Below are 23,059 nucleotides of genomic sequence, written 5' to 3' on the forward strand. Positions count from 1 at the left end.
CTAAGGTACCCAGTTGTAGCGCCTTGCTCTGTGACCTCCAGCAACACCCGGGAAATTGGCAGAGTGGTTGAATGCACCGGTCTTGAAAACCGGCGAACGTTAATAGCGTTCCCAGGGTTCGAATCCCTGGTTTCCCGCCAAACATGAGTAAAATCAAGGGCATACGCTTCGGCTATGCCCTTTTTTTCGTCTGAGCCGCAGTCGGTGACTAGACGTAGGTGCTTGGCCGGTTTCCTTCATTCGTAAGGCGCAATGATTCTGTAGCCCCTTATTACGTCATTGCGTCGTGACCGAACCTTTCGTAACGCCGACCACAAAACGAGCGCTCTCATGAAGCGTGCGGTAGTGGCTATGCCCAAGATCGCAACCCAACCCAGGCATAGAATGATCAGCATGGTCGCTATTGCGCCCGAGTCGAGTTTCAAGGATTGCTCCGCTTTGAGCGTCGGAGGTTGGGTGGAGAGCTGTGCAATTGCATGGTGTGCGCCGTTAGGTTGGGCCTGGGTGACTTTGCGTCTACGCCATTCGTACCACCCCCAGCAGAGACTTGGATCTGCACGGAATGCTTCAGCTGTCGCGAGTTTCGATGCATCGAAGTTTTCCCAGAGGCCAGTCAGCGCATCTCTGAAGGTCGGAATACCACTTTCTGCTGATGCGCCGGCGCCGGTAAAAACTACGACGTGTTTGGCTACCCGAAGGTGCTCTGCAAGTGTGGTAATGGGCATAGTTGCTTTCCTCAATTTACTTTGCTGAGGCCCGATTTGTTAGCGAGGGCGTCATACGTTTTCTGGGCATTGGGCGTGCCGCTTTGCGGACGGCTGTCGTAAACCGAGCCACTACGTGTCTCGGCCCGGTGGGCTTCCATCCTCACGCCTACGGCCGGTGGCCTGCGCGCTCCGCTTGCGTTGCATTATGAGCGCGCATCACCTTTCATCTAGTGGTTAAGGGTTCACTAAGCCGTTAGTGAGGCCCGTCAGTTCACACCTTCGAATTTTGACGACTGCTTCCGTCATGGGTTGAGCACAGGGTGCTAACCCATCTACCACCTACCTGTTTTCCTGGCGCTCCGCAGACTGAACACGTCTTGAGCGACAGCTGGATCGCTACATCTACTGCGCCCCTGCAGTAAGCATCCCCCCCCCGTCATAGAAAAAATGCAGTTCTCCGAATTTAGATTTGATCTGCCCGATCGTGACTGCTGGGACTTCCGGATGCCTCCTGAGGTGATCCTGAATTGTGTCACACAGGGCAATCAGGATTTCCCGCCACCCAGGATCACAGTAGATTTCATCGACTGCTTGGTCTGAGAACATGTTGGGATACCGCTCTCTAAATTCTGTGATCTCGAGTTCAGGCAGGGGTTGGATGATCTGGTTCATGATATTCCCGACTGTCGAATTGGGCCGAGTTTTCCTGATGTTGGGGGAGCATCGGGCGTCATGGTTTGACCCGCTCATCGTCATCGCTGTCGAGAATCCGCCAGTCGTCATCGTGGGGAACAACTGGGCTATGTTGGAACCTCCCAAACGGCGACTGTTTGTCGTATGGCAGAAGCGGGAAGGAATGCCGCCCCTCCAACAGTTCAGGAAAGCGTTTGAAGACCGTCAGGTGATGCAGAGGAATGGTTTGGATGTAGGCAAGGAGATTGCCTAGGTTGATGGTGACGCCAGGGTTTCCAGGAGCTTGAAATTCTTCGCTCAGTACGCGAGACAAGTTCCACTCGATCGAGTGGATATCGATGTCAGGACGTGCTTCAGTCCAAGACGATCCTTGCTTCGTGACGTCGTGATAACTTTGATAGCCAAGGCCTCTGGCGAGAATGTCCAGGGCTTCAGTATGTTTAATCGGTACTGCGCCTGGCCAGGTTTTGAAGAGGAAGCGAGCAGCCCTTTTCATGCCTGAGTTACGTTCGAGATCAGCTGGGAAAACAGGAACTATCATTGCGCAAACTCCGGTCGATGGCGGTGTCGGCTGCCCGAAATGACGACTGTCGAATGCGTGAAAAAAGAAGGGGTGTTTCGCCTGTGACGAAGTCTTTGCGTGCCGACCGCGCGATCCAGGTAACCGCTTGATCGGAATGCTACTGATGCACGGTCTGTGGGTCAACTAGCGAGTCAGCGGGTGGCTGCGATGTTGTCGACTGAGGCCATTCTCTAGTCCCTGTGTGCTTGATGATGCTGTGTTTTCCGCGTGCTTGTAGCGGTTGACCCATTGGCCATGGTCAGGCTGCGCACTGCCATTGGTGATGATTGAGTCACACATGGTTCTCCGACCGGTTAGGAAGCCCCTGATGCGCGGTGCGTATGCATCAGCTAAGGGGCGTGTGTCAGACAATTTTTGATCGTTCGATGCCGCTTGGGGGCAGTCCTGAAGCTAAAAATGCTTGATGTGGGTGATGGCCAATTAGTAGCATGGCGGCAGTCACGCCACAGGCGTGGAATTCTCAAGGAATAGAAATGCAAGATTTCACGCATGGCGATAAAACGATTGAATTCACGTCATTGGTTGGGGAAGTAATCGGTAGTGAAAAACTAAGTGAAACACATGTGTCCTCATCTGGTGGCGGTGGCTATGTAGGCAGGGAAGGCGGGCATGTCAGAGCAGCACAAATCAGCTCAACGAGTGTGATCAATCATGAGTTCTGGGTGCGGGACGACACGGGAATTGAGCACGATGTTAAGTTGAAAGGACAAGACATCCCGTTACGCACCGGTCAGCGTATTACCCTCATCAAGGTCAAGCATAAAAATGGATCCGGAAAAGGGTGGTACAGCATCATTGTGAACCACAGCGCCGCAAAACATTGGTTTTTGAACAGCGCTCCTGCGTTGAACCAGCTGCTAGGCCTTCAATCACTGCACTTCAAGGTAATGATGATCGGCATCGCAGTTATTGCAATCCTGGGGTACTTAACCGGCGCTTACATGTTTGCTTTTCTGGCTGGCGTTGGATATCTGGTCTACCGGTACACAGTAGATTTCAAATGCTATAAAAAGATGGAAACGCGCTTGAATCTACATCTTGAGCAACTGGCACAGCAGGCGTACGACAACGACCGTGCTCGCCAAACTGTTTGATGCTGTTTGCCTACTATTTGCATGGGCTGCAATGCTATGCGGGCTGAACCTTGGCGGACATACCCACCGGCTACAGCTCGCATTGCCTCGTTGCTAGTTCAACGATACGAGAAGGGGCCTGGGCCGCTGGGTGGCTGCGCTTCTACCTCAAAATAACCGGTTCAATAAGTCTCCAATCTGCGTCCCGGCATACCGAGTTTTCAACTGTTCTAGCTTTGCTGCTTTGCGCTCCCCAGTGGTGAGGCTGAGCCCATGTAGCGCATTTAAAAAATTTTGGGAATCTGCAATCTCGGCCCGCATCGGCAGCCACGTGGACTGAGCTTGCTTGATCAAAGTATCAGCTTCTCGGCTCAGACCCTGTGATTCAATGAGCTTGTTACTCTGGAGGGTCGTACTGAGGTCGACCAATGTGTGGTCAAGCTTTTCCAGTTGTTCTGCCAAACGCTCAACGCTGTCGAGGGAGACAGAACGTCCATCGACATAGATCGCGTCGTCCTGTACGCAGTAGATCGCTAGCGGGCCTTCGCCGCCACCAGTGCAATCCAGCGCAAGGACATTACCGAGACGAAGAGGGTGGGGAATCCAAGTGTGACCCACGCATACCCTCCATGCGCCGGTAACACCGCCTCTGTAATGCTTGATAATGCGTTCACGCCCCCATAGCGCGATTTCCTCAATCTGCCGATTGTCCACGCTTTCGACAAACTCGCTCCACGACATGCCCGCCGGGACATCTGCATGGACGACTCCAACGATTCCTCGTGTGCATTCGATTTCAATAACAACAGGAAGGCTCTCAAGCTTTTCGATAATCATGGGCTTGGATTCATCAGAGATCGTCGACCACCATCCAGCTCCATGTGACGCATACCGGGCGTGGGGGGCGCGGCGGTAGGCATCGATCAGCATCCATTCATGATTACCTTGAACTGTGAAGAACCAGGGCTCCCCCAGCAGCTTCAGACCATCCAGCACTCCTGGCCCACGATCAATAAGATCGCCTACTGCGATGACCCGATCAACCTGCTTGTCGAAGTCGAGCGCGTGAAGACCTTTGTGCAAGTCGATCGTCTTAAAATGGATATCACCGACGACGAAATCTCTGCCGCGATCGTTCTTTGCAAGCCTCAAAAAATTAGTCATGACGTCACGGATCTCCTAGGCTGATTGCTGCGGATAGTGCGATTCCATGAGACATGCAAGGTCTCAAATTCGTAGCAGCGAGATGCTCGAATTATACCTTGCGGAGCCTTCCTAAATGGCTCGTTTGCCAGCAATTTCAGGGGCTGAGAATTATCCCGCGAGGAATTTCTCTCGGTTTCATAGCGAGCATCTAAATCGCTTAGCGCCGGCGTTCGTTACCGTTGAGCACATGGCACGGCTGGCACACTGCCTGGAGAATTGCAGCCTGATGTGCGTCATCGAGGAGCTGCAAAGCAGAATGGCCTGGTGGTAACGAAAAAGGTTCTTTCTCCAGCCAGTTAAAGCGGGAAAATATCTCCTCAACCTGAGACGCGCTGAGCGTCTGAATGATCTGTGTGACCATTACGTTGAACTGAGGAGACACATGGTCGACTTCAGTTGATGGTTTTTCTCCGCAGCGTTCGCACATTGGATGCGCTGCTCTGTATCTCGAAACTATAGGGTGCGCGGCATCTCGGAGTGCGCGATCCAACCAAGCCATTTCGTCTCTAGGGTCGATGCACTGTGTCCATGAAACGCCGTGCCAGCCGTGGCCAGGAAAGTAGCCTTGGAAATCGTAAACTGATCCTGGGCGGGGTAGTTTTCGAAAGCGGGAAGGGCGAAGGTTTTGTGCCGAGCAGTGGTAATGTTTCTGATGTATTAAGTCGGCAATGATGGGGGACTCAAACTCCTGTCCGAAATCGACCTCTGCGATCTCACCCCGGATCACTTCTTTCAATCGCGTTTTCGTCATTCCCTGGAAGAACTCTTTGCCTCGGCTCATCTTGATCCCCTGAGTGCGTTTTGTTCGAACAGCACTGCGCATAGCTTGTCACTAGCCAAAGCCGTTTGGGCTCGGTAGCAATCTGCGTTAGCCCGCCGCGACTTCAATCGCTGAAGTGCAGTTCTGTCTGCTGAGAAGAACTAAACGATCCTTTCTTAGGAAGTGGTTGAGCCACCAATCTTGGCGCTTTCTTAACCGCTTCAAAATCAATTTCGAGGTCTTTGAGCACGCCGGCATGTCGTAGATCGAGCAACTCGGTTTCCAGTCGATTCAAAAGGTCTCTCAGAGGTGTACGACTCTCGGTTCCAAGTGTAATGGCGACCAACGTCAAAGGACTCAGCTCCAATGTCTTGCTGATAGCGTCGAGCTTATCGAGGGTCAGGCTAGACTGAGCGCGCTCAAGTTTCGAGAGGTATGTGCGGCTGCTCGCGTCTGACAGGTTTTTCTGGGTGAGTCCGCGACTGGTGCGCATCGACTTGAGCACTGCAGCGAAAGCTGTCTTTAGCGACATGACACGTTCCTGGGGGGATGCATTCCTGAGCCGGAGACTCCAGTGTATCGAGCAGTGTCCGACGTCCTAATAGAGTTGAGACCAAACGTCCTAGTGCGATTGAGACTAACACGTACCGCCATTTAGCTGGTTGCCTGAGGATGTATGGAGCTGGTCTACACGCTGCAGAGGAATGCGATGTTTTCCTTTCGATTGGTACGTCCGTGGTTTTGTATCCGGCTGCTGAGCTTCAGCTACGTGCTTCGGGTCACGGTGCGACTATGATTCATATCAGCTCTGTGCGGTTCGATATCAGCAGCCAAGAGCACTTTTTTCAAGGCCCAGTCTCTGTGATGATGCAGAGCCTGCTTTGCGACGCGTTCAGCGACTTTCCTGCCTCGTAGCTTGATGGCGATTCACGGTACATCCGCTTTGGGCTTGCCCCCGTTCGGGGTACGGCTGTCGTGAACCAAACCCAGGCTTCGCCAGGTTTTGTCCCTACGGGCGTCCATCCTCAAGCCTTTGGCCCTTCGGGCCAGCGCGCTCCGCTTGCGCTCGAGACATTTGGCATAAATGCGTAGAGAGCAGCGTCATGGGCATAGGTCTCGGCACAAATGGCCTAGTTTCCTAGAAAGGTCACTTGCTTCTGCGAGGCCGCGCACCACGCAATAATAGTGGGCCAATGCCACCTTGTACCGCCGGATGGACAGTCATAAATCCTAGGTGTTTTGATGAGCTAGGTCGAAAGTAAATACAGCAAGAACGATCAAATTCGTGAGCTATTCGTTTGATAACGTTGCTCTGAATTCAAGGAGCGCCGCAATGCTGAATATTGAAAGAGCACTTTGGTACATCGAACTGGAGCTTAAGTCCGACCTAGATCTAGGACGTGTTGCGCGCCATTGCAACATGTCTCCTTTTGCTCTTGCCCGTTTGTTTTCGCTATCGACGGGCTGGTCGGTGATGCGCTATATCCGAGCCCGGCGTTTGAGCCAAGCTGCACTGACGTTGCGGCAGGGAGCGCCGGATATTCTAGATGTTGCGCTGACTGCTGGGTACGGTTCCCATGAGGCGTTTACGCGGGCCTTCACCGATCAGTTTGGGTTCACTCCTAAACAGGTGCGTGCACACGAGGATCAATCCCTTTCACTGGTGGAGCCTTTACGTATGAAAGAGACTGAGGTGATAGCACTTTCAGAACCGCGCTTTGAAACCAGAGCCGAGTTTTTCATTGCTGGTCTGGGTGGTCGTTTTACCATCGATAAGAACGAAGGCATCATCAGCTTGTGGCAAGCGTTCGTGCCTCACATTGGACGAGTTCCAGACCAGGTAAACAGCTGGAATTATGGACTTTGCTGTAATCCTGGGGAGGATGGTAGCTTTGAGTACATTGCCGGCACCGAAGTCTCCCGCGTCGAATGTCTTCCGTCAGCTTTTCGGTACTTCAAAGTTCCAACGCAAAACTATGCTGTGTTCCGACACCTTGGGCACATCTCGAAAATCCATAAAACATTTTTCACCATTTTCAATCACTGGATTCCAGAATCTGGTTATGAGCTTGCCGATGCCCCTGAGTTCGAACAGTACAGTTCCGATTTCGAACCGTCTAAAGGCAATGGTTACTTGGATGTCTGGATACCGCTTTCCAGACCCACGGCAGCATAATTGTGAGATCGACCTGTAATTGTTGGAGCCGGGTAGGTCAGAATTCCAGCCGGTTTCCGCCAACCTCAGGGCTTGGATCTCGAAGGCATGGTGAGCAGCAGGATTACGTACTCTCAACCTCCGATACTCTACCCACCCCCGAGGGTGGTCGCTGACAACCCAGATCAACCGAGATCAACGACGTAGTTCATGCAAACCGCTAGCTGATAGATCGCGCCAGATACGTAGGGCTTCACATCCTCCCGCACGTCTTCACTCGCCAGTTCTTCTGCAGATAGGTGACATAGCTGATCTATGTCGATACCTATTGACGCGGCGGTGCTGAGCACAGCGATCAGAGCTTCTCGCGCCTCTCTTGCCTGGCTGTTCATGATGACGGTTTCCTCCATGTTCTACCTCAACATAGTTGGGAGAAGCGAAGGTGCAGGATCGATTCGAAATAACCAGGCTGCGCATAAAGCCGTGCAACGATTTAAACCACATCTGCCCGGCGCTGATCGCCAGCACCTTGACGTGCAAAGACGATAGCAGAGGCTCCTCAGGTTCATCGGGCAAATATAGGGAGATCAGCGGCCTAAGGCTTGGCGCACCTACAATGCCAGCTCTTGCGGCGTGTCCAGCTGGCAAGACCGATTCAGTTCAACCTTAACGCTGAGTGGCGGTAAGTAAAATCCCAAAACCAACGGGCAAGAGCGCCAAAAAGCCGGTCAATCGATTGTTGTGCGATCACCAGCTACCCGGCGTTTCAACTGTGATCCAGAGCCCAACGAAATCACGGGCAGCGATGGTTGAGGTCAAACGTTCTGCAAAATTTGTAAGCCTTCTTCACAGCCTCCTAAAAGCTGTTGCAAAAAACTATCGATGCATTTATTAATTGGACACGAAGTGGCGGGTTTTTAACGCAAACTTTGGGATCCAATATTTCTAAAATCAATGTCCCTTTCGTGCCGAGGTTTTAATGAATCCAACGATGTCTCGTCGAAAAATGCTGCAGTGTGCCTGCTGCCTGCCAGCCGCCGCTTTTATGGCGCAACTTCCAATGACCGCGTTCGCCGCAACACCTGCCTCTCCGCGTACCACATTGACTGCTGATCAAGCTCTGGAAAAACTACGCGAAGGCAATAAGGCTTTCGTAAGTGATAAGGAAACAAAGATCGAGACCAACCGAGAAAGACGTCTGGAAATTGCCAAAGGGCAAACACCATTTTGCGTATTGATCTCCTGTTCGGACTCGCGCGTACCGCCGGAGTTGCTGTTCGGACGTGGTCTGGGTGAACTGTTTATTGTGCGAAACGCCGGCAATACTGTCGACACGACGGCTTTGGGTTCGGTCGAATATGCAGTCAGTCAGCTTGGCGTGCCGTTGATCGTGGTAATGGGCCATGAGAAATGTGGCGCGGTGGCTGCCGCTGTTTCTGTGGTCGAAGATAACACCGTGTATCCCGGTGCAATTGGCGAAATGATCGAGCCGATCATTCCGGCAGTGCTCCTCGCCAAAGCCAAAAAAACCAACAATTTGCTGGAGGACTCGGTGAAGAGCAACGTGCAACGAACCGTCAAGCGCTTGCGTACGGCGTCTGAGCCTACACTGGTCAATCCGATCAGGGACGGCAAAGTTCGTGTGGTTGGCGCTTACTACTCTCTTGAAAATGGTCAAGTCGAATTCTTCGACGTATAAGATGCATAACGTTGGGGAGAGTGTCCCGACGGATTGATAAACAGCCCACGTTTACTTATGCACAGGGCAGTGCATAAGCAGACGTCATGACGATCTGCGCGGACGAACGCGCGCCACCATTACGCTGTAGGAGCGCATACGATCCGTCCATGTCGTAACCAAAATATCTGAATCTATATCGCAGTTTGATGAAGCTAAGACAATCTGGGTCTGGCAAATTTCTGCGGTTGCCCATCAGAGATTTCTCTTCATGAAATCAGGTATGTTCAAGCTTTGAGGGCGCTTTTCTGAAGGCCAGTCGATAAGCCGTCGGGTTCGTTCCGACGATGTGCAGGAAGTGTTCTCTTAGAGAGGTCGATGAAGTAAAACCAACCTGCGCAGCAACGTGTTCGATGGGTAGGTCAGTCGCTTCAAGCAAGCACTGCGCGCGGGTTACTCTCGCATGGATCACCCACTGGAGTGGGCTTAAGCCGAGTTGCTCTTGAAAGCGACGGGTGAGTGTTCTTGTGCTGATCAGTGCAAATTCCGCCATGTCCCTGATAGTGATGATCGTAGCCAGTCGGCTTTCGATCCATTGAATAACGGGCGAAAGACTTGTGTGCGAACAGGGCATGTCTCTGACAATAAACTGCGCCTGACCGCCGGAACGCTCCAACGGCACAACCGCGAGTCTTGCCGCTCCAGCCGCCACACTGGCGCCATGATCCTGCTTGATCATGTGTAGACAGAGATCCAGGCCGGCCGCCGCTCCGGCGGATGTCAGGATTTGGCCGTTATCAACAAACAGTACATTTGGGTTCACTTCGATCTTTGGATATTGCCTCGCCAGTTTGTCGGCGGCTTTCCAATGGGTGGTAGCCCTCATTCCATCTAGCACACCGCTTTGTGCGAGAACAAATGCCCCTGTACATATTGACGCGATCCTTGCTCCCGTCTGGGTGGCGGAGCGGATTACGTCGAGGATGGCATCGGGAACGTGACCGGTTGGATCGCTTAGCCCAGGCACAATCAATGTGTCAGCGCGGGTAATTTCGTCTAGAGAAAATCTGATCTGCAAATCGAATGAGCGTGTTTGTACCGTGGGGCTGCTAGCGCATACGCGAACTTGGTAGGGGTAGTGGCCTTTCGTGAGTTCCACGCGTTCAAAAAGCTCGGCAGGCATTGTCAGGTCGCCAGCTACTACACCGTCGAAGGCAAGGATTACTACGTTATGAGTTTTGATCGTAAATTTCCTCGGGCCTTGCCTGTTCGTACAGGTGCAGTAGCGCTTATCTATGATGGCGGGAATCATACGGGAAATAGTATTTCAGCCAAATTGTCTTGACCATCTGATTACGGCCAATCTGGACAGGATTCCAGTCTCACAGCTTGATGCGCAATGAGTGGACAAGACCTTCGCGGGGCTTAGCGAGGAGGGTATCAGGGGCTGCTGAGGGAGCGAATGGTGGCGATCTAAGGAAGGCGGAAGTCTATGGTCGAAAAGCTCACAAGACAGAGGGCGGCATATAAGGACATCGCTTACCTATGCGTTAGGCTGCCGTCCTCGTGGTTAATCAACATCATGGATACGTTGAAGCCCGTCAGTAAAGCGTCCGCCAACAGCTTTAATATCTATTGGCTGTGATCTGCGTAAGGGTCTTGGCTGGCTTAAATCCTGTGAAGAATGGCGTTCTAGCCATGGCGCAGTGCTGGCAGGTTGCAGACAATGCGGCCCACGACGACCTAGATGGGTTAAACGATGTTTAAGCAAAAAGTTGGAATGTTCTCCCCTCAGCGTTTGCTGGGATGGGCTGCGCTGCTGGAAGGCTCTACCTTGATACTGCTGATCTGCGTAGCGGTGCCCATAAAGTATGCCCTCGGTTATCCAGAAATAGTTTCATGGATGGGGCCTATACACGGCCTATCGTTCCTCATTTATATCTGGTTGGTTTTAACTGTTGCTGCAGAGGATAAATGGAAGGCAACTATTATTGTACGAGCTTTAGTGGCTGCATTCATTCCTTTGGGTGGATTGTGGATGGCCCACCACGTGCTGCGACGTCAAGCTACGGGCGGAGTTGAATGACTTATGATTTATCTGATCCTCAAAGTCATACACATTTTTTCGATACTGCTCTGGGTTTCAGGTGTGATCATGCAGGCGGTCGTCATAATCGTTGATGGCAAATTATCAGGCCCGGCTATGCCTAGAGAGCTAGCGCGGCTTCGCCTGGTACGTAAATGGGACAAGGCCATAACTACGCCTGCCATGATTTGTGCTTTTGTTAGTGGTCTATATATTGCGCTTACGCTAAGTTTCTTCGGTAGCGGATGGTTATTTGCGAAAATAACAATCGTAATGATATTGGCTGCGGTTCACGGGGTTCAAGCAGGCTGGCTGAGGCGGATGCTTTCAAGTGAAGAGGCTGGGGGCTATGGGAAAAATATGCTACCCGTCATCCTGGTGGCACCTCTCATCATAATTTTTCTAGTGGTGCTTAAGCCTTTCTAATTCCCACGACTTGCTATCTAGGTAAGAGTTTTTAAGTAACCAGAGCAGAGCGCTGAATTTTCACATGCCGGATTTTTGTTCGGCTGCGTGAGTATTTGGCATTCATAAATTTCAGTTAATGAGGCTTTTTTATGACCAGGCTTTATTCTTCAGATACACCGCTTTGTGTACAAATTGTACTGTTTGATGGATTTGATCTACTCGACGCCATCGCTCCGTACGAAGTATTTCTAGCTGCTGCACAAGCTTCCAACGGAGCATTGAAAGTCAAACTGGTCACCGCTGAGGGGCCGCGCTCCGTGACCAGTGGACTTTGTTTTCTATCTATTCCAGCCGATGGAACGCTAAGCCCTGAAGAGGCTGACATCATCGTAATTCCAGGGGCTGCAGGAAATCCACACGGTGATGGCAAGGATGCAGCTCCATTTCTGCTCAATCAAGCCGCCAACACCGACATTGTGCCTCTCATGAAAAGGGCATTTGATCTGCCTGAAACGATTGTCGCAAGCGTCTGTGGAGGGAGTCTGTTGCTGGCTATGGCCGGTCTGCTCGAAAAGCGTAACGCAGTGACTCATCACTTCGGTATGCCTATGCTGGCGACACTTGGAGTGTGTCCGGTAAATGCTCGTGTAGTGGATGATGGAAACCTTGTTTCTAGTGGTGGTGTGACTTCAGGGCTGGATCTCGCCTTGTATTTGGTTGAGCGTATGCTGGGCTCACAAATAGCCCTTAGCATTGAGGTGCTCTTTGAATACGAACGGCGTGGCACAGTGTGGAATGCAGGAGGCATGACGCCTCTGAGTTGGCATCCAGCATCCGATGTAGATCAACATGACGGAATCGCTGATGTTCAAAATCCAAAGGCAGTGTCGAGCGAGGGCAGGGAGTTTGTGGGCGACTGGGACGTTGAGATAAGTACACCTCTCGGTACTATGAAGGTGAGGCTGTCAATACTCATCGCCGGTGGGCTCCTTCAAGGGACTGCTACTCAAGGTGGAGAAACAGTGCCGCTTGATTCAGTGCAAATCTGCGGTGATCAGCTCTGCTGGTCTCAGCTCGTAAGAAAACCTTTGAAGCTCACCCTTAATTTTGCTGTTCGCACGTCATTGAACACCATGAACGGAACTGCAAAAGCAGGTAGCCTTCCTGCGTCCAGGTTGACCGGTAATAGGGTCGGCTGATTTTTCATATTTGGGTAGATCCTGGGTTCGTGGTCTTCAAGCCCGCACGCTTCGATGTTAATCTTGTGGCAATGAAATTGTCCCTACCCAATCGCTCGCTCGTTGCATGGACGCTTTACTTTTGCGTGCTATTCAATGTGTTCGCTTGTGGTTTGGGTCATGGGCAGATGAGCGGGTTCGCACTCAATGGTATCGGCGGTGAGTTTTGCTCTGTATCAGGTGGCAAGGCCCCGATCGCCAGTGCGGATTTCTCTGACCAGTCGCCCAGCGGTTGGGCCGGTAGTCTTGTCTGCCCTATCTGTTCTGCTGTGACATTAAGCATCGTTTTTCTGCTGGGCCTGATCTGGCTACTGCGAATCATCCAAAAGCCGCGCCCTGGTCGCGAGCTGCGCTGCAAAGCACCCCCTCGATATTCGTGGCCGTCGGCCAACCCTCGCGCTTCCCCTCTGATCTGACGCTGTACGCGGCCGGTTTGATCGTCGGCTACCGCTTATTTTTCGTCGTCCGTTTTTCGCCAGATTGTCGCTGATGCGACCGCTGCTGGGCGTCGTTCAATCGTCTTGGGAGAGAGGGCTTTATGGCTCGCGTTTCCGATTTTCCAGATTGCAGAATCAAAGTTCTCGAAGGAATAACGTCAAGTTTTTTTGCCTCGTCTAAGTCGCAAGTGTTGGTCTGGAGGGTGGTATGCGCTCTCTAGCTATCCCTTCAGGGGCCTCGCGACTGGTCAGCAAGAAGTTACGCACGAGCAGTCGTGCCGATCTACTGCAGCCATGCCCTGACTACCCCAGCAATGCATGCTGTTTTACCCGTCTTGATGTTCGGCTGCTGCCGCACTGGCACGCGTTGTTCGATGTATGTCCTGCGTTGCTCAAGCTTGATCCGCCGGAAGGCTTGAACATGTTTCGCAGTTTCATGAAGTGGGCATGCCGCAATTCCCCGGCCCTGAACTGGACTTACCACCTGAGTGTGTGTCGTTGGTTGCTCACTTCATCTTTCAAGAAGCACATACGCGAGGAACACATCGAGGCCTTCATGACTGCTGCAGCAGCCAGTTGGGTAGAGGATGACGACGGCCCGGCTCGCGGGCTAGTGTTGGCGTGGAAAGGCTCGCCGCTGCGGGTGTTTGACTGGAAAGTCGAGACTCGTCGTGGCGATGAAGTAGACCCTCAGCAGCAGGTGTTTCCACCAACGCCCTGGGATTTTGCCTGGTGCCCATTAGCAGGCGAGGGCTCCGCTGGACTGCGACAGTGGTTGCCCATCCCTGGATACGACGGGCAACCGCCGCTATCGAACGCTGTGCGCGATGAGTAGAGCGCCTGCCAGTGCGTGAGCGTCCAGTTATCGGAGCTTGGCTGAGTCTTTTCGCCATGCTGATGATATTTGCCGGCCCGCTGATCAGTCAGGGGATCAGCCTTGCCCATGGTAAAAGCCAATCAATGAGCATGGCGGGCATGGAGTGCCACGACATGACTGGCATGAGCCAGATGTCTCACCATGGTTATGCTGACAAGCACCATGCCCTGATCGTTTGGGAGAAGTGCGGGTATTGTTCACTGCTGTTCCAGCACCCTGCGCTTACCGAGTCAAATCTGTCTGGCTTCCGGCTACTCGTCCCACCGTTACAGCATTTATCCGCCCACTTCATCACTCAGCAAACAGCGCCGCCGGTGTTCCCGGGAGCGCGAAGCCGTGCCCCTCCTATCAACCTTTGATCGTCACCCTATTTTTGCTGAACACGCATTGCTGACTCTGCGTCAACGGGCCCTCGTACCTGGTGATGCTGATTGTTCATGCGCGCTCGGCCAACATCTGACTTTCATCGGAAGAACCCATGTACTCCACCAAGTACCAGCAGCTGTTTCATATTGCTCCTGCGTGTCTGCTTTGGCGCCGTGCCTTTTGTATGTTTCTGGGGCTGGCATTACCGGCCATTGCCCACGCCGCGCAGCCGGAGGACGGCACCTTGGATGCATCACCAACTCCTAAAAGGTTACAGACCTGGACGCTGGAACCTATTACTGTTTCTGGGGCGCGCGAAGGCTATACCGCACCCACTTCTACTTCGGCCACGCGCACCAATACGCCCTTGATCGAAGTCCCGCAGTCGGTGCAAGTCGTCACCCAGTCTATGATCAAAGAGCAGGGCAGCCACTCGCTTGCCGACGCACTGGCTAACGTTTCTGGGGTGAGAGCAACCAAGCCTCAAGAGGCTCTGTTCACGCAGCCAATCGTGCGCGGTTTTCCGGCAGAAATTTACATGAACGGGCTGCCGGCCTTCGGTGGCACAGCGGCGAGCATCGATCCGACCAGTCTGATCGGCACCGACCGTATCGAGGTGCTCAAAGGCCCGACATCAGCCCTTTACGGTGGCGGCATTGGCGCGCCGCTGGGTGGTTTGATCAACGTGATTTCGAAACGTCCCGAGGCCGAGCAGAGTTCGTTTGTGTCGATGCGCACCGGTAGCTTCGGCACGATGAATCCGTCGGTTGACCTAAACACACCCATTGGCGACAAGGTTGCCGCACGACTTTCCGCTGACTACGAGGAAAACGACAGCTGGATTGACCACGTCAACGGCCACCAATGGTCGATACAGCCAAGCATCGCGTTTCAGCTCTCGCCAGACACGGAGCTGCTGCTGCGTGGCAGATACGAGGATCGCAGCCAGCTTGAATTTTCTGGCCTGCCCGCCGCACAGGCATTGAGTGGGCACATAGACCGCAAGGCTTTCCCGGGCGCTACAAGTGGGCAGCCGCACACCACCATCGAGAATCGTACAACTACGGCCGAACTCACTCATGAGTTTAATGAGGACACACGACTGGCCGTCACCGCTCAGTATTACGAAGGCAAGTTCCGTGACTACGGAAGCTTTATCTATCCAGAACTTCTCGGGGCGAGCCCTGCCACGCCAACGGTGTATCCGATTTTCAAGCTCTACCTGCCAGGAGACGTTCGTGAAAGCACGCTGGATACTAACTTGGGCACTCGGGTCGAGGCTCTCGGCGGCAGCCACGAACTTTTGGTGGGCGCCAGTTATGACCGTACAGACTTCACCTCGGGAGTATCCAACGCCGAGCTGATCGGCGAGCTTGATCTGGCCAATCCGAGCTACGGGATTTTCTACGGTGCGACGCCCGAAACGATTGTTTCCCAGACCAACCGCTACGAGACAAAGGCCCTTTACGTTCAGGATCAAGCGACCTACGGTCGCTTCCACCTGCTGGGATCATTGCGCCTGACTCAACTCGACCTCAAGCAGCAACAGCAGGGTATTGATACCTCATATCATCGTGTGACGCCGCGCCTTGGCATCACCTATGACCTGACCCAAAGTCTCGCACTTTACGCGGCGTACTCCACCGGCTTCAGAGGGGCATACAACTACAACGGTCGCGAGACACCTAAGCCTGAGCTGTCTCGCAATTATGAGGCGGGCGTCAAGATGGCGTTTAACGATCTCGGCCTTTCCGGAACCCTCGCTGTGTTTGAACAAACGCGTCGCAACGTTTCCACCCCTGATCCCGACCCTGCTAACGCGATCCTTGGTTACTCGGTACAGAGCGGTGAGCAGCGCGCTCGTGGCATTGAAGCCGATCTAGTTTGGGAGCCGAGCCCGGCTGTTTCATTACTAGCTAACTACGCCTACACCGAAGCAGAAGTGACAGAGGACAACTCGATTCCGGTCGGTGATGGCCTGCCGCGAGTGCCAAAGCACAGCGGTCGGCTTGCAGCCCGCTATCGGGTACTCGACGGAGCCGCCAAGGGACTTGGCTTTGGTGTCGGTATTACCGCGCTCAGCGCCCGAGAACTAAGCCTGCCTAACACTGTATCCGTGCCGGGATACGCACTGCTCGATGCGCAGACTTCCTACGAGTTTGACCGTTACACGGTCTCTGTATCAGCGGTCAATCTGACAGGTCGCAAGGTCTATGAGACCTATCAATACCTGTGGTCTCCAGTGGTATTACCGACCCAACCACGCTCAGCTTTTTTGACGCTGACCGCTAGCTTTTAAGGAACCCATGATGATCGATAACCAACGTCGAAACCTAGTCATTGGTGCGCTGCTCGCACCGTTGGCTGCCAGCATTACCCTCGAAGCATCGGCTGCTGAAAAGCCCATGCATGACCACAAAATACCTGACATGGGCCCCGACATGAACAAAGTGCCCTGGATGGGCGACGAGCAAATCGTAATGCTGGTGTATCCAGGCATGACCGTAATGGATCTCGTAGGGCCGCACTGCATGTTTGGTTCGCTCATGGGCGCCAAGATTTATATTGTTGCCAAGTCGCTGGAGCCAGTGACGAGCGATGCAGGGTTAACGATTGTACCGAACACCACTTTCGACACCTGTCCTCGCGACCTGACGGTGCTGTTTGCGCCGGGAGGCACGGACGGCACTCTGGCAGCAGCCTCAGATGCCGAGACCCTGGCTTTTATGACTGATCGTGGCTCACGCGCGAAATACATCACAAGTGTCTGCTCGGGTTCGCTGATCCTCGGTGCGGCGGGATTGTTGAAAGGTTACAAGGCGACGTCGCACTGGTCGTGCCGGGATGCGCTAGCCGGGTTCGGTGCGATTCCTACCGAAGCGCGTGTTGTGCGCGACCGCAACCGGATTACCGGCGCGGGTGTAACGGCTGGGCTGGATTTTGGCCTGAGTATGGTCGCGGAGCTGCGCGACCAGACCTATGCCGAGTGCGCTCAACTGATGAGCGAATACGACCCCGATCCTCCGTTCAGCGCGGGCTCTATGAAGACCGCTCCGGCGCATGTGAAGACTGCGATGATCGAACTGGTGGCGGACTTTAGGAAAAAATCAGGGGCGCTAGCTGGCTTGACAAAGAGCTGTGGCTCAACGCTCATGGCGCACTCAATTGCGAGGTGCGCCATGAGCGTTCATTAACGGCAAATGTCATTAGACGATAAATTTCGAAAGAACAGCTCAGATAATTCGTGCCAGTAATGACGCGGCGTTCTGCATACCTTTTTCACGAAAGTTGCTGCTGAGGTTAATCCCTTCGGCATGAATAAAAGTGACATCGTGAATACCAATGAAAGACATTACCTGGCGCAGATACGGCTCTTGGTGATCCGAATTATCATCAGCATGAAATCCACCTCTGGCGGTCAATACCACTGCGCGCTTACCAGTTAACAAGCCTTGGGTGCGTGTGGGAGTGTATTTAAACGTCATGCCAGGTCTAATCACATGGTCAAGCCAAGCTTTAATAGTGCTTGGTATTCCGAAGTTATACATCGGCGCTGCAATGACTAGAATATCAGCGGCGAGCAGCTCATTAGTCAGCTCGTCGGAGCGCTCCAAGCAAACCTGCTCTTTGTAGCTGCGCTCTCCAGCAGGCTTCGTCCAGCCACCGAGCAAGTTTGCGTCCATGTGGGGTATGGGGTTGAAGCCCACGTCACGAATAATAATCTGATCGGTCGGATGCGCAGCCCGCCAATGGCTGATGAATTGCTGGGTGAGTTGGCGAGAGACTGACTCCTGCTGGCGAGCGCTGCTTTCAATGATCAGAATACTGGGCATGGTTTTTATTCTCTATCGGCTTGAGTCGATTAAGCCAAGATTAGTCGGATTCACATGATAAAAAAGCGGAAAAAACTGCTGTTAATTATCGATAACATTGTTCTAAGCTCACTCCGGTATCCGGAATGATGAATCACCGTCTGAGAGGTATGTGTTGACGCGCGCCAGAAGCCCACATAGGTATAGTAAGTCGCAAACGGGGCATGAACTTAGTGGTCAGTCATTGTTATCGCTAGGATGAGATCGTGAAGGGCAGTCAGATGGCTGTCTATTTTTTAGACCAGGGGAGTGTCCGTCCGTCCGTCGAAAGCAAGTTTCTCGGGAGGATGACGGGGGAGGCAGCTTATTTAGCCATCCACTCGATCACTGCTTTGTAATCGTCTGGCGTACATTGCATGCAGAGACCTCTAGGAGGCATCACGCTGTATCCAGATGTGACTCGCTCGACGAGTAGATCCATTCCTTGGCCTAGGCGCGGCGCCCAGGCGTCTTTATCTCCTTTTTGAGGCGCAGTCCGTAATTGACCGTTATGGCATATCCCGCATGACTGATTGAATACGGTCTCTGGATCCTGTGCGGCACCTACTGAGAAGGGAAGCACGCTGATGGCTAAAATAGCTAAATACTTCATACTGCACTCCGTTTTCCCTGCGAGATTTAGCTTGGTAATGGCTCTGTTCATTACTTGTTATTAGAGGTTGCGCGACTGGAGTGCTAGGTGCTTGTGGCCACGGTTACAGGTCAGGATGACAGGAGAACCTGTAGAGAAATTCTATGCGCCTAGCAAAGTCTGCTGAATCGGTGACGTTGACTTAGTCAAACGTCACTGATTTACATCCTTAAGATCATCAATGCATCTTGCTGTGATCAGGCATGTTCAAAGCCCTTGCTGTGGCTTCAACCTTGATCGACTCTTTCTCGCCTTTGGCATTCTCTATCGTAAGCGTCAGCGGCACCTTGTCACCTTCTTTGACTTGCTCAACTAAGTCGATAAGCATGACGTGATATTTGTGGGGATCAAGGGTGACTGGTTCGCGAGCAGGCAATTCGATGAACTCGACCGGTTGCATGCTCATCACGTCGTTCTTCATGGTTGAAAGGTGAAGCTGCACAATTTTGGCAACCGGAGACTGTGCACTGAGCAGCTTGCTGTCGCTGCTAGATGTAATAGTCATGAACGCTCCCGTCGCCTGCTGCCCTGCGACTGTTGCGCGAACCCAAGCATCGTCTACCTGCGTCTGGGCTGAAACCTGGCAAGTCAGTCCCAGTAGAGAGAATCCAAGCAGGAGCTGTCGGAAGCGTTGAATAATGCTGGCTTGATTCAGAGTTAAGTTCATTAGGACACCTTCATGACGGTAAGCAGATCTTCCGCACACTCTTGTGCTGAAAGCGAATGAGACAATCCAAGACGTAGCGTTCCATTAATGTCGTAGACATAGCTCGTCGCGGAATGGGACAGCGTATAGGTTGATCCGCTGGGAATTTTTTCGTAGAACACGCCAAACTCTTTGGCCGTAGCAGCAGTTTCTTCAAGTGTCCCATGAAGTGCGACAAATGACGGATCAAACGTTTTCACGTAAGCGTTTAGCACGGCTGGTGTGTCTCGTTCCGGATCCAGCGTGATAAAGATGATCTGGAGCCTGTTGCCATTCTCGCCCATTAGTTTTTTGATTTGTACTGCGCGAGCCAGTGCAGTCGGGCAAATTGCGGGGCATTGCGTAAACCCGAAAAATACTAACGGGATCATGCCTCGATAGCTCGAGAGCATTCTGACGTCGCCGTTAGTATCCCTTAACTTGAAGGTACGCCCAAGGATCTGATTGCTCAGATCTTTGCCGTGCTTATACGTCAATTTCCCTCGGGGATCGCATCCGCTCAAGATGCCTAAACTGAGCAACCCCATTCCAGCAATAACCTTGCGGCGAGTCATTAAAACGCTCATGAAGTAACGCCTTTTGTATCGCCCATCAGTTCAGTCAACTGTAGGGACGCATAACCTATAAGATACTGTCTGTTACTAAAATCGCCCCCATCGCTAGCGCACGACTTAACGCTAGGTCAGACGTAAACCATCGATCACCGTTGAGTAAGTTTTTCTTGCTCGCCGGAAGTCGGGCGAAAAGTTTAACAATGCCAACGACCTTTAATAACCTGCGACGTTATGACGCAGGCCCGGCGTTGAGTTTCGTTTGAGTGAGCTTGCAAAACACCCTGCGACATACTGTCGCAGGTGGATTTAAGGTGGCTTGCCTGAGAAAGGCTCTCGTACCGTATGCGTGTGAGAAAAAACTAAAATCGTTAGCAGATTGGGTTTCCACCGTGCAGTGAGACAATAGAAAAGCAGCTGCGCCCATTAGTCACTTCTGAGCAGCCTTCGAATTTTGAACGTTTAGACCTTTCGTCTAAGCCGTTGGCGCGTAACTGATGGCAAAGTGCAGGAGAGGGACGAGTTGCACGACAGAGACATGCCGAAGCGTTGCCGGATTTCCAGCTATCTTCGAAAGCGCTATGCCTACACCGGCTTTGTCGCAGGCTAATCCTGTGTGAAATCACTCGGGGTCGCATGATAGAATTGTGACCCAATCTTGTGGGCATTCTTGGTGTTGGGGCTGTTCAACATCTCTCGACCTTCAAGCTCCCTGTAATTCGGTGTGAATGTCGCCGCCATGAAATCGTCCCTACTAAACCGCTCACTCGTTGCCTGGACGCTGTACTTTTGCGTCCTATTCAACGTGTTGGCTTGCGGTTTGGGGCATGGGCAGATGAGCGGGCTCACCCTCAATGGTATAGGTGGCGAGTTTTGCTCCGCATTGGGTAACAGAATTTCAACCGAGAGCCCGGATTTCTCTGACCAGTCACCCTCCAGTTGGGCGGGTAGTCTTTCCTGCCCTATTTGTTCAGCTGTGACGTTAAGCATCGTATTTCTATTTTGCCTAACCTGGCTTTTGCGAATCGTGCAGAGGCCGCGCCCTGGTCGGGAGCTGCGCTCCAAGGCTCCCCCTCGATACTCCTGGCCGTCGGCCAATCCTCGCGCTTCTCCCCAGATCTGACGCTTGCATGTGGCTGATTTGATCGTCGGCTATCGCTTGTCTTTCGTCGTCCGTTTTTCGCCAGATTATCGCTGATGCGACTGCTGGTGGGCGTCGTTCAGTCGTTTTGGAAAGGAAGGCTTTATGGCTCGCATTTTCGATTTTCCAGATTGCAGATTCAGCACTTTCGAAGGAACAACTTTTGGTTTTCCAGCTTCTGATAAACCGCCAGCGGCTATTACGTGGGGGCTGGAATGCGACATTTAATTACCCCTTCAGGCGCTTCGCGGCTGGTCGGTAAAGCCTCGCGAATGAGCAGTGGTGACGATTTCCTGTTGCCATTTCCTGACTACCCCAGTAACGCACGCTGTTTTGTTCACCTGGATGCTCGTCTGCTGCCTTACTGGCATACGTTATTTGATGTGTGTCCTAAGTTGCTGAAGCTAGATCCACCGGATGGCTTGAATATATTCCGCAGTTTTATGACGTGGGCCTATCGTCATCATCCACCGCTAAACTGGACTTATTACCTGAGTGTTTGTCGTTGGTTACTCACGTCAACCTACCAAAAGCAAATACATGAGGAGCACGTCGACGCCTTCATGACGGCTGCGGCTGCCCGCTGGATAAGCACAGATGGTAGCCAGGCCCGGGGGCTAGTGTTGGCTTGGGAGGGATCGCCGATGAGGGTGTTTGACTGGAAAGTAGCTCCACGGTCAGGCCTAGGCTTTGATCTTGAGCAAGAGGAGTTTCCACCAACGCCTTGGGATTTCGCTTGGTGTCCTTTGACAGGGAAGGGGGGCGCCGGATTTCGTCGCTGGTTGCCCATCCCCTGATTCGATCGAATGACACAGTCGTCGAGGACTCTGCGTGATAAGTAAAAGTCCTGCCGCGTGTCAGGCGCCTTATGAACGGAGCATGGCTGAGTCCGGGCGGTAGATGGGCTCTCCATGTCACTCTGGAATTTTCATTGACACGATGTTACCTCCATAAGGCAGCTGGCGTTTGGCAGTAACAAGATGACAACGTTGGGGTAGGAACGGCGCTGCATCGAAAACCCAGGCTGTGCCTAGGTATTCGCATTCGGTTGACTTGAGTTCTGAAAGGTTTCGGGCCTGACTTGCGCTAGCGTAGTACCGCAGCACGACCCTGGCGGTGCCGTAATTGGGTGAATAAGCGTGTCATGGCTACCTTCACTGGCCAAAGACGTAAGTAGGTTCCGAATGGCCTTTACGGTCAAGCCGTAGACGCTCTCGACTCGTAATAATAGCTGTCTGGGGTGCGACAACTTGTCGCTCTTTAGCTTGTGAAATTTGCGGATGGCGCGAAGCTTCGAATCGCTAGCCCATTCCTGATCGAACTGAAAAATACATGTGACAGAACGTCGCAGGTGTGAAATTTTACGCTGCTGTCATCATCGCGGTTTGTACTCATGTGTAGTCAGCTCTTAGCCGTTTAGTACAGGGTTCGCGGCGCAGAATAATTCAACTGATCTGTGCGTATAACCTTACTTTGGTGACGTCTTTTTTCATGAAATTCGCACTCTCTAAACGCTCGCTCGTCGCATGGATTCTTTATGGATCCATCTTGTTCAGCGCTTTTTCCTGCGCGATTGGCCACGGCCAGATGGCTGGGTTGCAGCTCGCCGGTCTCGATGGTGAGTATTGTTCTTTTGATGGCGATTTCGGGGCTGATCTTGACGACTTTAGCCTAGCCGCAACGACTTTTACCCCAGGCACCATTTGCGCGCTGGTTAGCCTTTTCAATGCCCTCATTCTCGCCGTATTTTTTGGTTTGTGGGGATTGCTCACCCTCGACCAAGCGCGCCCTCTCTTCAGGTTGCCACTCTCGCGCTCAAATCGTTATCGCTGGCCTCCTGCAAATCCTCGTGCATCTCCTGTGTTGCTTCCGTTGCTCTGAAGTTTCTTGT

General features: G+C 52.7%; 25 protein-coding genes, 1 tRNA gene and 1 pseudogene. 15 read left to right on the top strand and 12 right to left on the bottom strand.

Annotation, left to right across the window (positions count from 1 at the left end; genetic code table 11):
• The first annotated feature begins 49 nt into the window (after positions 1-49).
• A tRNA-Ser gene (locus tag ABRP31_RS13975) sits at positions 50-140 on the top strand.
• A gap of 300 nt (positions 141-440) precedes the next feature.
• Here the strand turns inward: ABRP31_RS13975 and ABRP31_RS13980 are convergent.
• From ABRP31_RS13980 to ABRP31_RS13990, 3 genes and pseudogenes are all read right to left on the bottom strand, one after another.
• Positions 441-725: pseudogene (locus tag ABRP31_RS13980) on the bottom strand (Sir2 family NAD-dependent protein deacetylase); the annotation flags it as partial.
• Between the two features lie 384 nt (positions 726-1,109).
• Positions 1,110-1,379, bottom strand: a complete 270-nt coding sequence (locus tag ABRP31_RS13985; protein ID WP_349970027.1) for a hypothetical protein — start codon at positions 1,377-1,379, stop codon at positions 1,110-1,112.
• A 58-nt stretch (positions 1,380-1,437) separates the two neighbouring features.
• Positions 1,438-1,941, bottom strand: coding sequence for a hypothetical protein (locus ABRP31_RS13990; RefSeq protein ID WP_349970028.1), 504 nt, complete (start codon positions 1,939-1,941; stop codon positions 1,438-1,440).
• A 515-nt stretch (positions 1,942-2,456) separates the two neighbouring features.
• On the opposite strand from ABRP31_RS13990, the gene ABRP31_RS13995 reads away from it, so the two are divergent.
• A complete protein-coding gene (locus ABRP31_RS13995) occupies positions 2,457-3,077 on the top strand; it encodes a hypothetical protein (protein WP_054069997.1) in 621 nt (206 codons plus the stop codon).
• A gap of 147 nt (positions 3,078-3,224) precedes the next feature.
• On the opposite strand, the gene ABRP31_RS14000 is transcribed toward ABRP31_RS13995, so the two are convergent.
• The 3 genes from ABRP31_RS14000 to ABRP31_RS14010 all read right to left on the bottom strand — a co-directional run bounded on the left by ABRP31_RS14000 (position 3,225) and on the right by ABRP31_RS14010 (position 5,554).
• A complete protein-coding gene (locus ABRP31_RS14000; protein WP_349970029.1) occupies positions 3,225-4,220 on the bottom strand; it encodes a metallophosphoesterase in 996 nt (331 codons plus the stop codon).
• A 199-nt stretch (positions 4,221-4,419) separates the two neighbouring features.
• Positions 4,420-5,043: a hypothetical protein gene (locus ABRP31_RS14005; protein WP_349970030.1), complete on the bottom strand. Its 624-nt coding sequence runs from the start codon at positions 5,041-5,043 to the stop codon at positions 4,420-4,422.
• A 103-nt stretch (positions 5,044-5,146) separates the two neighbouring features.
• Positions 5,147-5,554 carry a helix-turn-helix transcriptional regulator gene (locus ABRP31_RS14010; protein WP_349970031.1) on the bottom strand — a complete coding sequence of 136 codons (408 nt, stop codon included), beginning with the start codon at positions 5,552-5,554 and terminating at the stop codon, positions 5,147-5,149.
• A gap of 801 nt (positions 5,555-6,355) precedes the next feature.
• Between ABRP31_RS14010 and ABRP31_RS14015 the strand changes: the two genes are divergently transcribed.
• Positions 6,356-7,198: an AraC family transcriptional regulator gene (locus ABRP31_RS14015; RefSeq protein ID WP_349970032.1), complete on the top strand. Its 843-nt coding sequence runs from the start codon at positions 6,356-6,358 to the stop codon at positions 7,196-7,198.
• Between the two features lie 164 nt (positions 7,199-7,362).
• Here ABRP31_RS14015 and ABRP31_RS14020 read toward each other — a convergent pair whose 3' ends face one another.
• Positions 7,363-7,587 (bottom strand): hypothetical protein, encoded by a 225-nt coding sequence (locus ABRP31_RS14020; protein ID WP_349970033.1) that lies wholly within the window; start codon positions 7,585-7,587, stop codon positions 7,363-7,365.
• A 569-nt stretch (positions 7,588-8,156) separates the two neighbouring features.
• On the opposite strand from ABRP31_RS14020, the gene ABRP31_RS14025 reads away from it, so the two are divergent.
• On the top strand, positions 8,157-8,876 hold the full coding sequence (locus ABRP31_RS14025; protein WP_349970034.1) for a carbonic anhydrase: 720 nt from the start codon (positions 8,157-8,159) through the stop codon (positions 8,874-8,876).
• A 256-nt stretch (positions 8,877-9,132) separates the two neighbouring features.
• Here the strand turns inward: ABRP31_RS14025 and ABRP31_RS14030 are convergent, their stop codons facing one another.
• A complete protein-coding gene (locus ABRP31_RS14030) occupies positions 9,133-10,167 on the bottom strand; it encodes a DJ-1/PfpI family protein (protein WP_349970035.1) in 1,035 nt (344 codons plus the stop codon).
• Positions 10,168-10,614: 447 nt separating this feature from the next.
• On the opposite strand from ABRP31_RS14030, the gene ABRP31_RS14035 reads away from it, so the two are divergent.
• From ABRP31_RS14035 to ABRP31_RS14070, 8 genes are all read left to right on the top strand, one after another.
• Positions 10,615-10,941, top strand: coding sequence for a DUF3817 domain-containing protein (locus ABRP31_RS14035; protein ID WP_349970036.1), 327 nt, complete (start codon positions 10,615-10,617; stop codon positions 10,939-10,941).
• Between the two features lie 3 nt (positions 10,942-10,944).
• Complete coding sequence (locus ABRP31_RS14040) at positions 10,945-11,367, top strand: CopD family protein (RefSeq protein WP_005771428.1); 423 nt, start codon at positions 10,945-10,947, stop codon at positions 11,365-11,367.
• Between the two features lie 131 nt (positions 11,368-11,498).
• Positions 11,499-12,548 carry a DJ-1/PfpI family protein gene (locus ABRP31_RS14045; protein WP_349970037.1) on the top strand — a complete coding sequence of 350 codons (1,050 nt, stop codon included), beginning with the start codon at positions 11,499-11,501 and terminating at the stop codon, positions 12,546-12,548.
• 71 nt (positions 12,549-12,619) lie between these two features.
• Positions 12,620-13,003, top strand: coding sequence for a DUF2946 domain-containing protein (locus ABRP31_RS14050; RefSeq protein ID WP_349970173.1), 384 nt, complete (start codon positions 12,620-12,622; stop codon positions 13,001-13,003).
• Between the two features lie 229 nt (positions 13,004-13,232).
• Positions 13,233-13,859 carry a putative natural product biosynthesis protein gene (locus tag ABRP31_RS14055; RefSeq protein WP_349970038.1) on the top strand — a complete coding sequence of 209 codons (627 nt, stop codon included), beginning with the start codon at positions 13,233-13,235 and terminating at the stop codon, positions 13,857-13,859.
• 56 nt (positions 13,860-13,915) lie between these two features.
• Complete coding sequence (locus tag ABRP31_RS14060; RefSeq protein WP_372489409.1) at positions 13,916-14,260, top strand: DUF2946 domain-containing protein; 345 nt, start codon at positions 13,916-13,918, stop codon at positions 14,258-14,260.
• A 191-nt stretch (positions 14,261-14,451) separates the two neighbouring features.
• Entirely contained in the window at positions 14,452-16,566 is a 2,115-nt protein-coding gene (locus ABRP31_RS14065; protein ID WP_349970040.1) for a TonB-dependent receptor, read from the top strand.
• Between the two features lie 10 nt (positions 16,567-16,576).
• Positions 16,577-17,461, top strand: a complete 885-nt coding sequence (locus tag ABRP31_RS14070) for a DJ-1/PfpI family protein (RefSeq protein WP_349970041.1) — start codon at positions 16,577-16,579, stop codon at positions 17,459-17,461.
• Between the two features lie 39 nt (positions 17,462-17,500).
• On the opposite strand, the gene ABRP31_RS14075 is transcribed toward ABRP31_RS14070, so the two are convergent.
• The 4 genes from ABRP31_RS14075 to ABRP31_RS14090 form a co-directional block, all read right to left on the bottom strand.
• The gene (locus ABRP31_RS14075; RefSeq protein ID WP_349970042.1) at positions 17,501-18,100 is read right to left on the bottom strand and encodes an FMN-dependent NADH-azoreductase; all 600 of its coding nucleotides are present in this window, start codon (positions 18,098-18,100) and stop codon (positions 17,501-17,503) included.
• 343 nt (positions 18,101-18,443) lie between these two features.
• The gene (locus tag ABRP31_RS14080) at positions 18,444-18,731 is read right to left on the bottom strand and encodes a c-type cytochrome (protein ID WP_349970043.1); all 288 of its coding nucleotides are present in this window, start codon (positions 18,729-18,731) and stop codon (positions 18,444-18,446) included.
• A gap of 217 nt (positions 18,732-18,948) precedes the next feature.
• A complete protein-coding gene (locus ABRP31_RS14085; RefSeq protein WP_349970044.1) occupies positions 18,949-19,437 on the bottom strand; it encodes a copper chaperone PCu(A)C in 489 nt (162 codons plus the stop codon).
• Positions 19,437-20,042 (bottom strand): SCO family protein, encoded by a 606-nt coding sequence (locus ABRP31_RS14090; protein ID WP_349970045.1) that lies wholly within the window; start codon positions 20,040-20,042, stop codon positions 19,437-19,439. The genes ABRP31_RS14085 and ABRP31_RS14090 overlap by 1 nt, the downstream gene beginning before the upstream one ends.
• Before the next feature lie 724 nt (positions 20,043-20,766).
• Here ABRP31_RS14090 and ABRP31_RS14095 point away from each other — a divergent pair.
• The 3 genes from ABRP31_RS14095 (at position 20,767) to ABRP31_RS14105 (ending at position 23,049) form a co-directional block, all read left to right on the top strand.
• Entirely contained in the window at positions 20,767-21,150 is a 384-nt protein-coding gene (locus ABRP31_RS14095; RefSeq protein WP_349970046.1) for a DUF2946 domain-containing protein, read from the top strand.
• 233 nt (positions 21,151-21,383) lie between these two features.
• A complete protein-coding gene (locus tag ABRP31_RS14100) occupies positions 21,384-21,965 on the top strand; it encodes a putative natural product biosynthesis protein (protein WP_349970047.1) in 582 nt (193 codons plus the stop codon).
• 694 nt (positions 21,966-22,659) lie between these two features.
• Positions 22,660-23,049, top strand: coding sequence for a DUF2946 family protein (locus ABRP31_RS14105; protein WP_349970048.1), 390 nt, complete (start codon positions 22,660-22,662; stop codon positions 23,047-23,049).
• The last annotated feature ends 10 nt before the right edge of the window (positions 23,050-23,059 follow it).

Origin of the sequence: Pseudomonas caspiana (assembly GCF_040224095.2) — a bacterium.
In the GTDB taxonomy this organism is placed as follows: domain Bacteria; phylum Pseudomonadota; class Gammaproteobacteria; order Pseudomonadales; family Pseudomonadaceae; genus Aquipseudomonas; species Aquipseudomonas caspiana.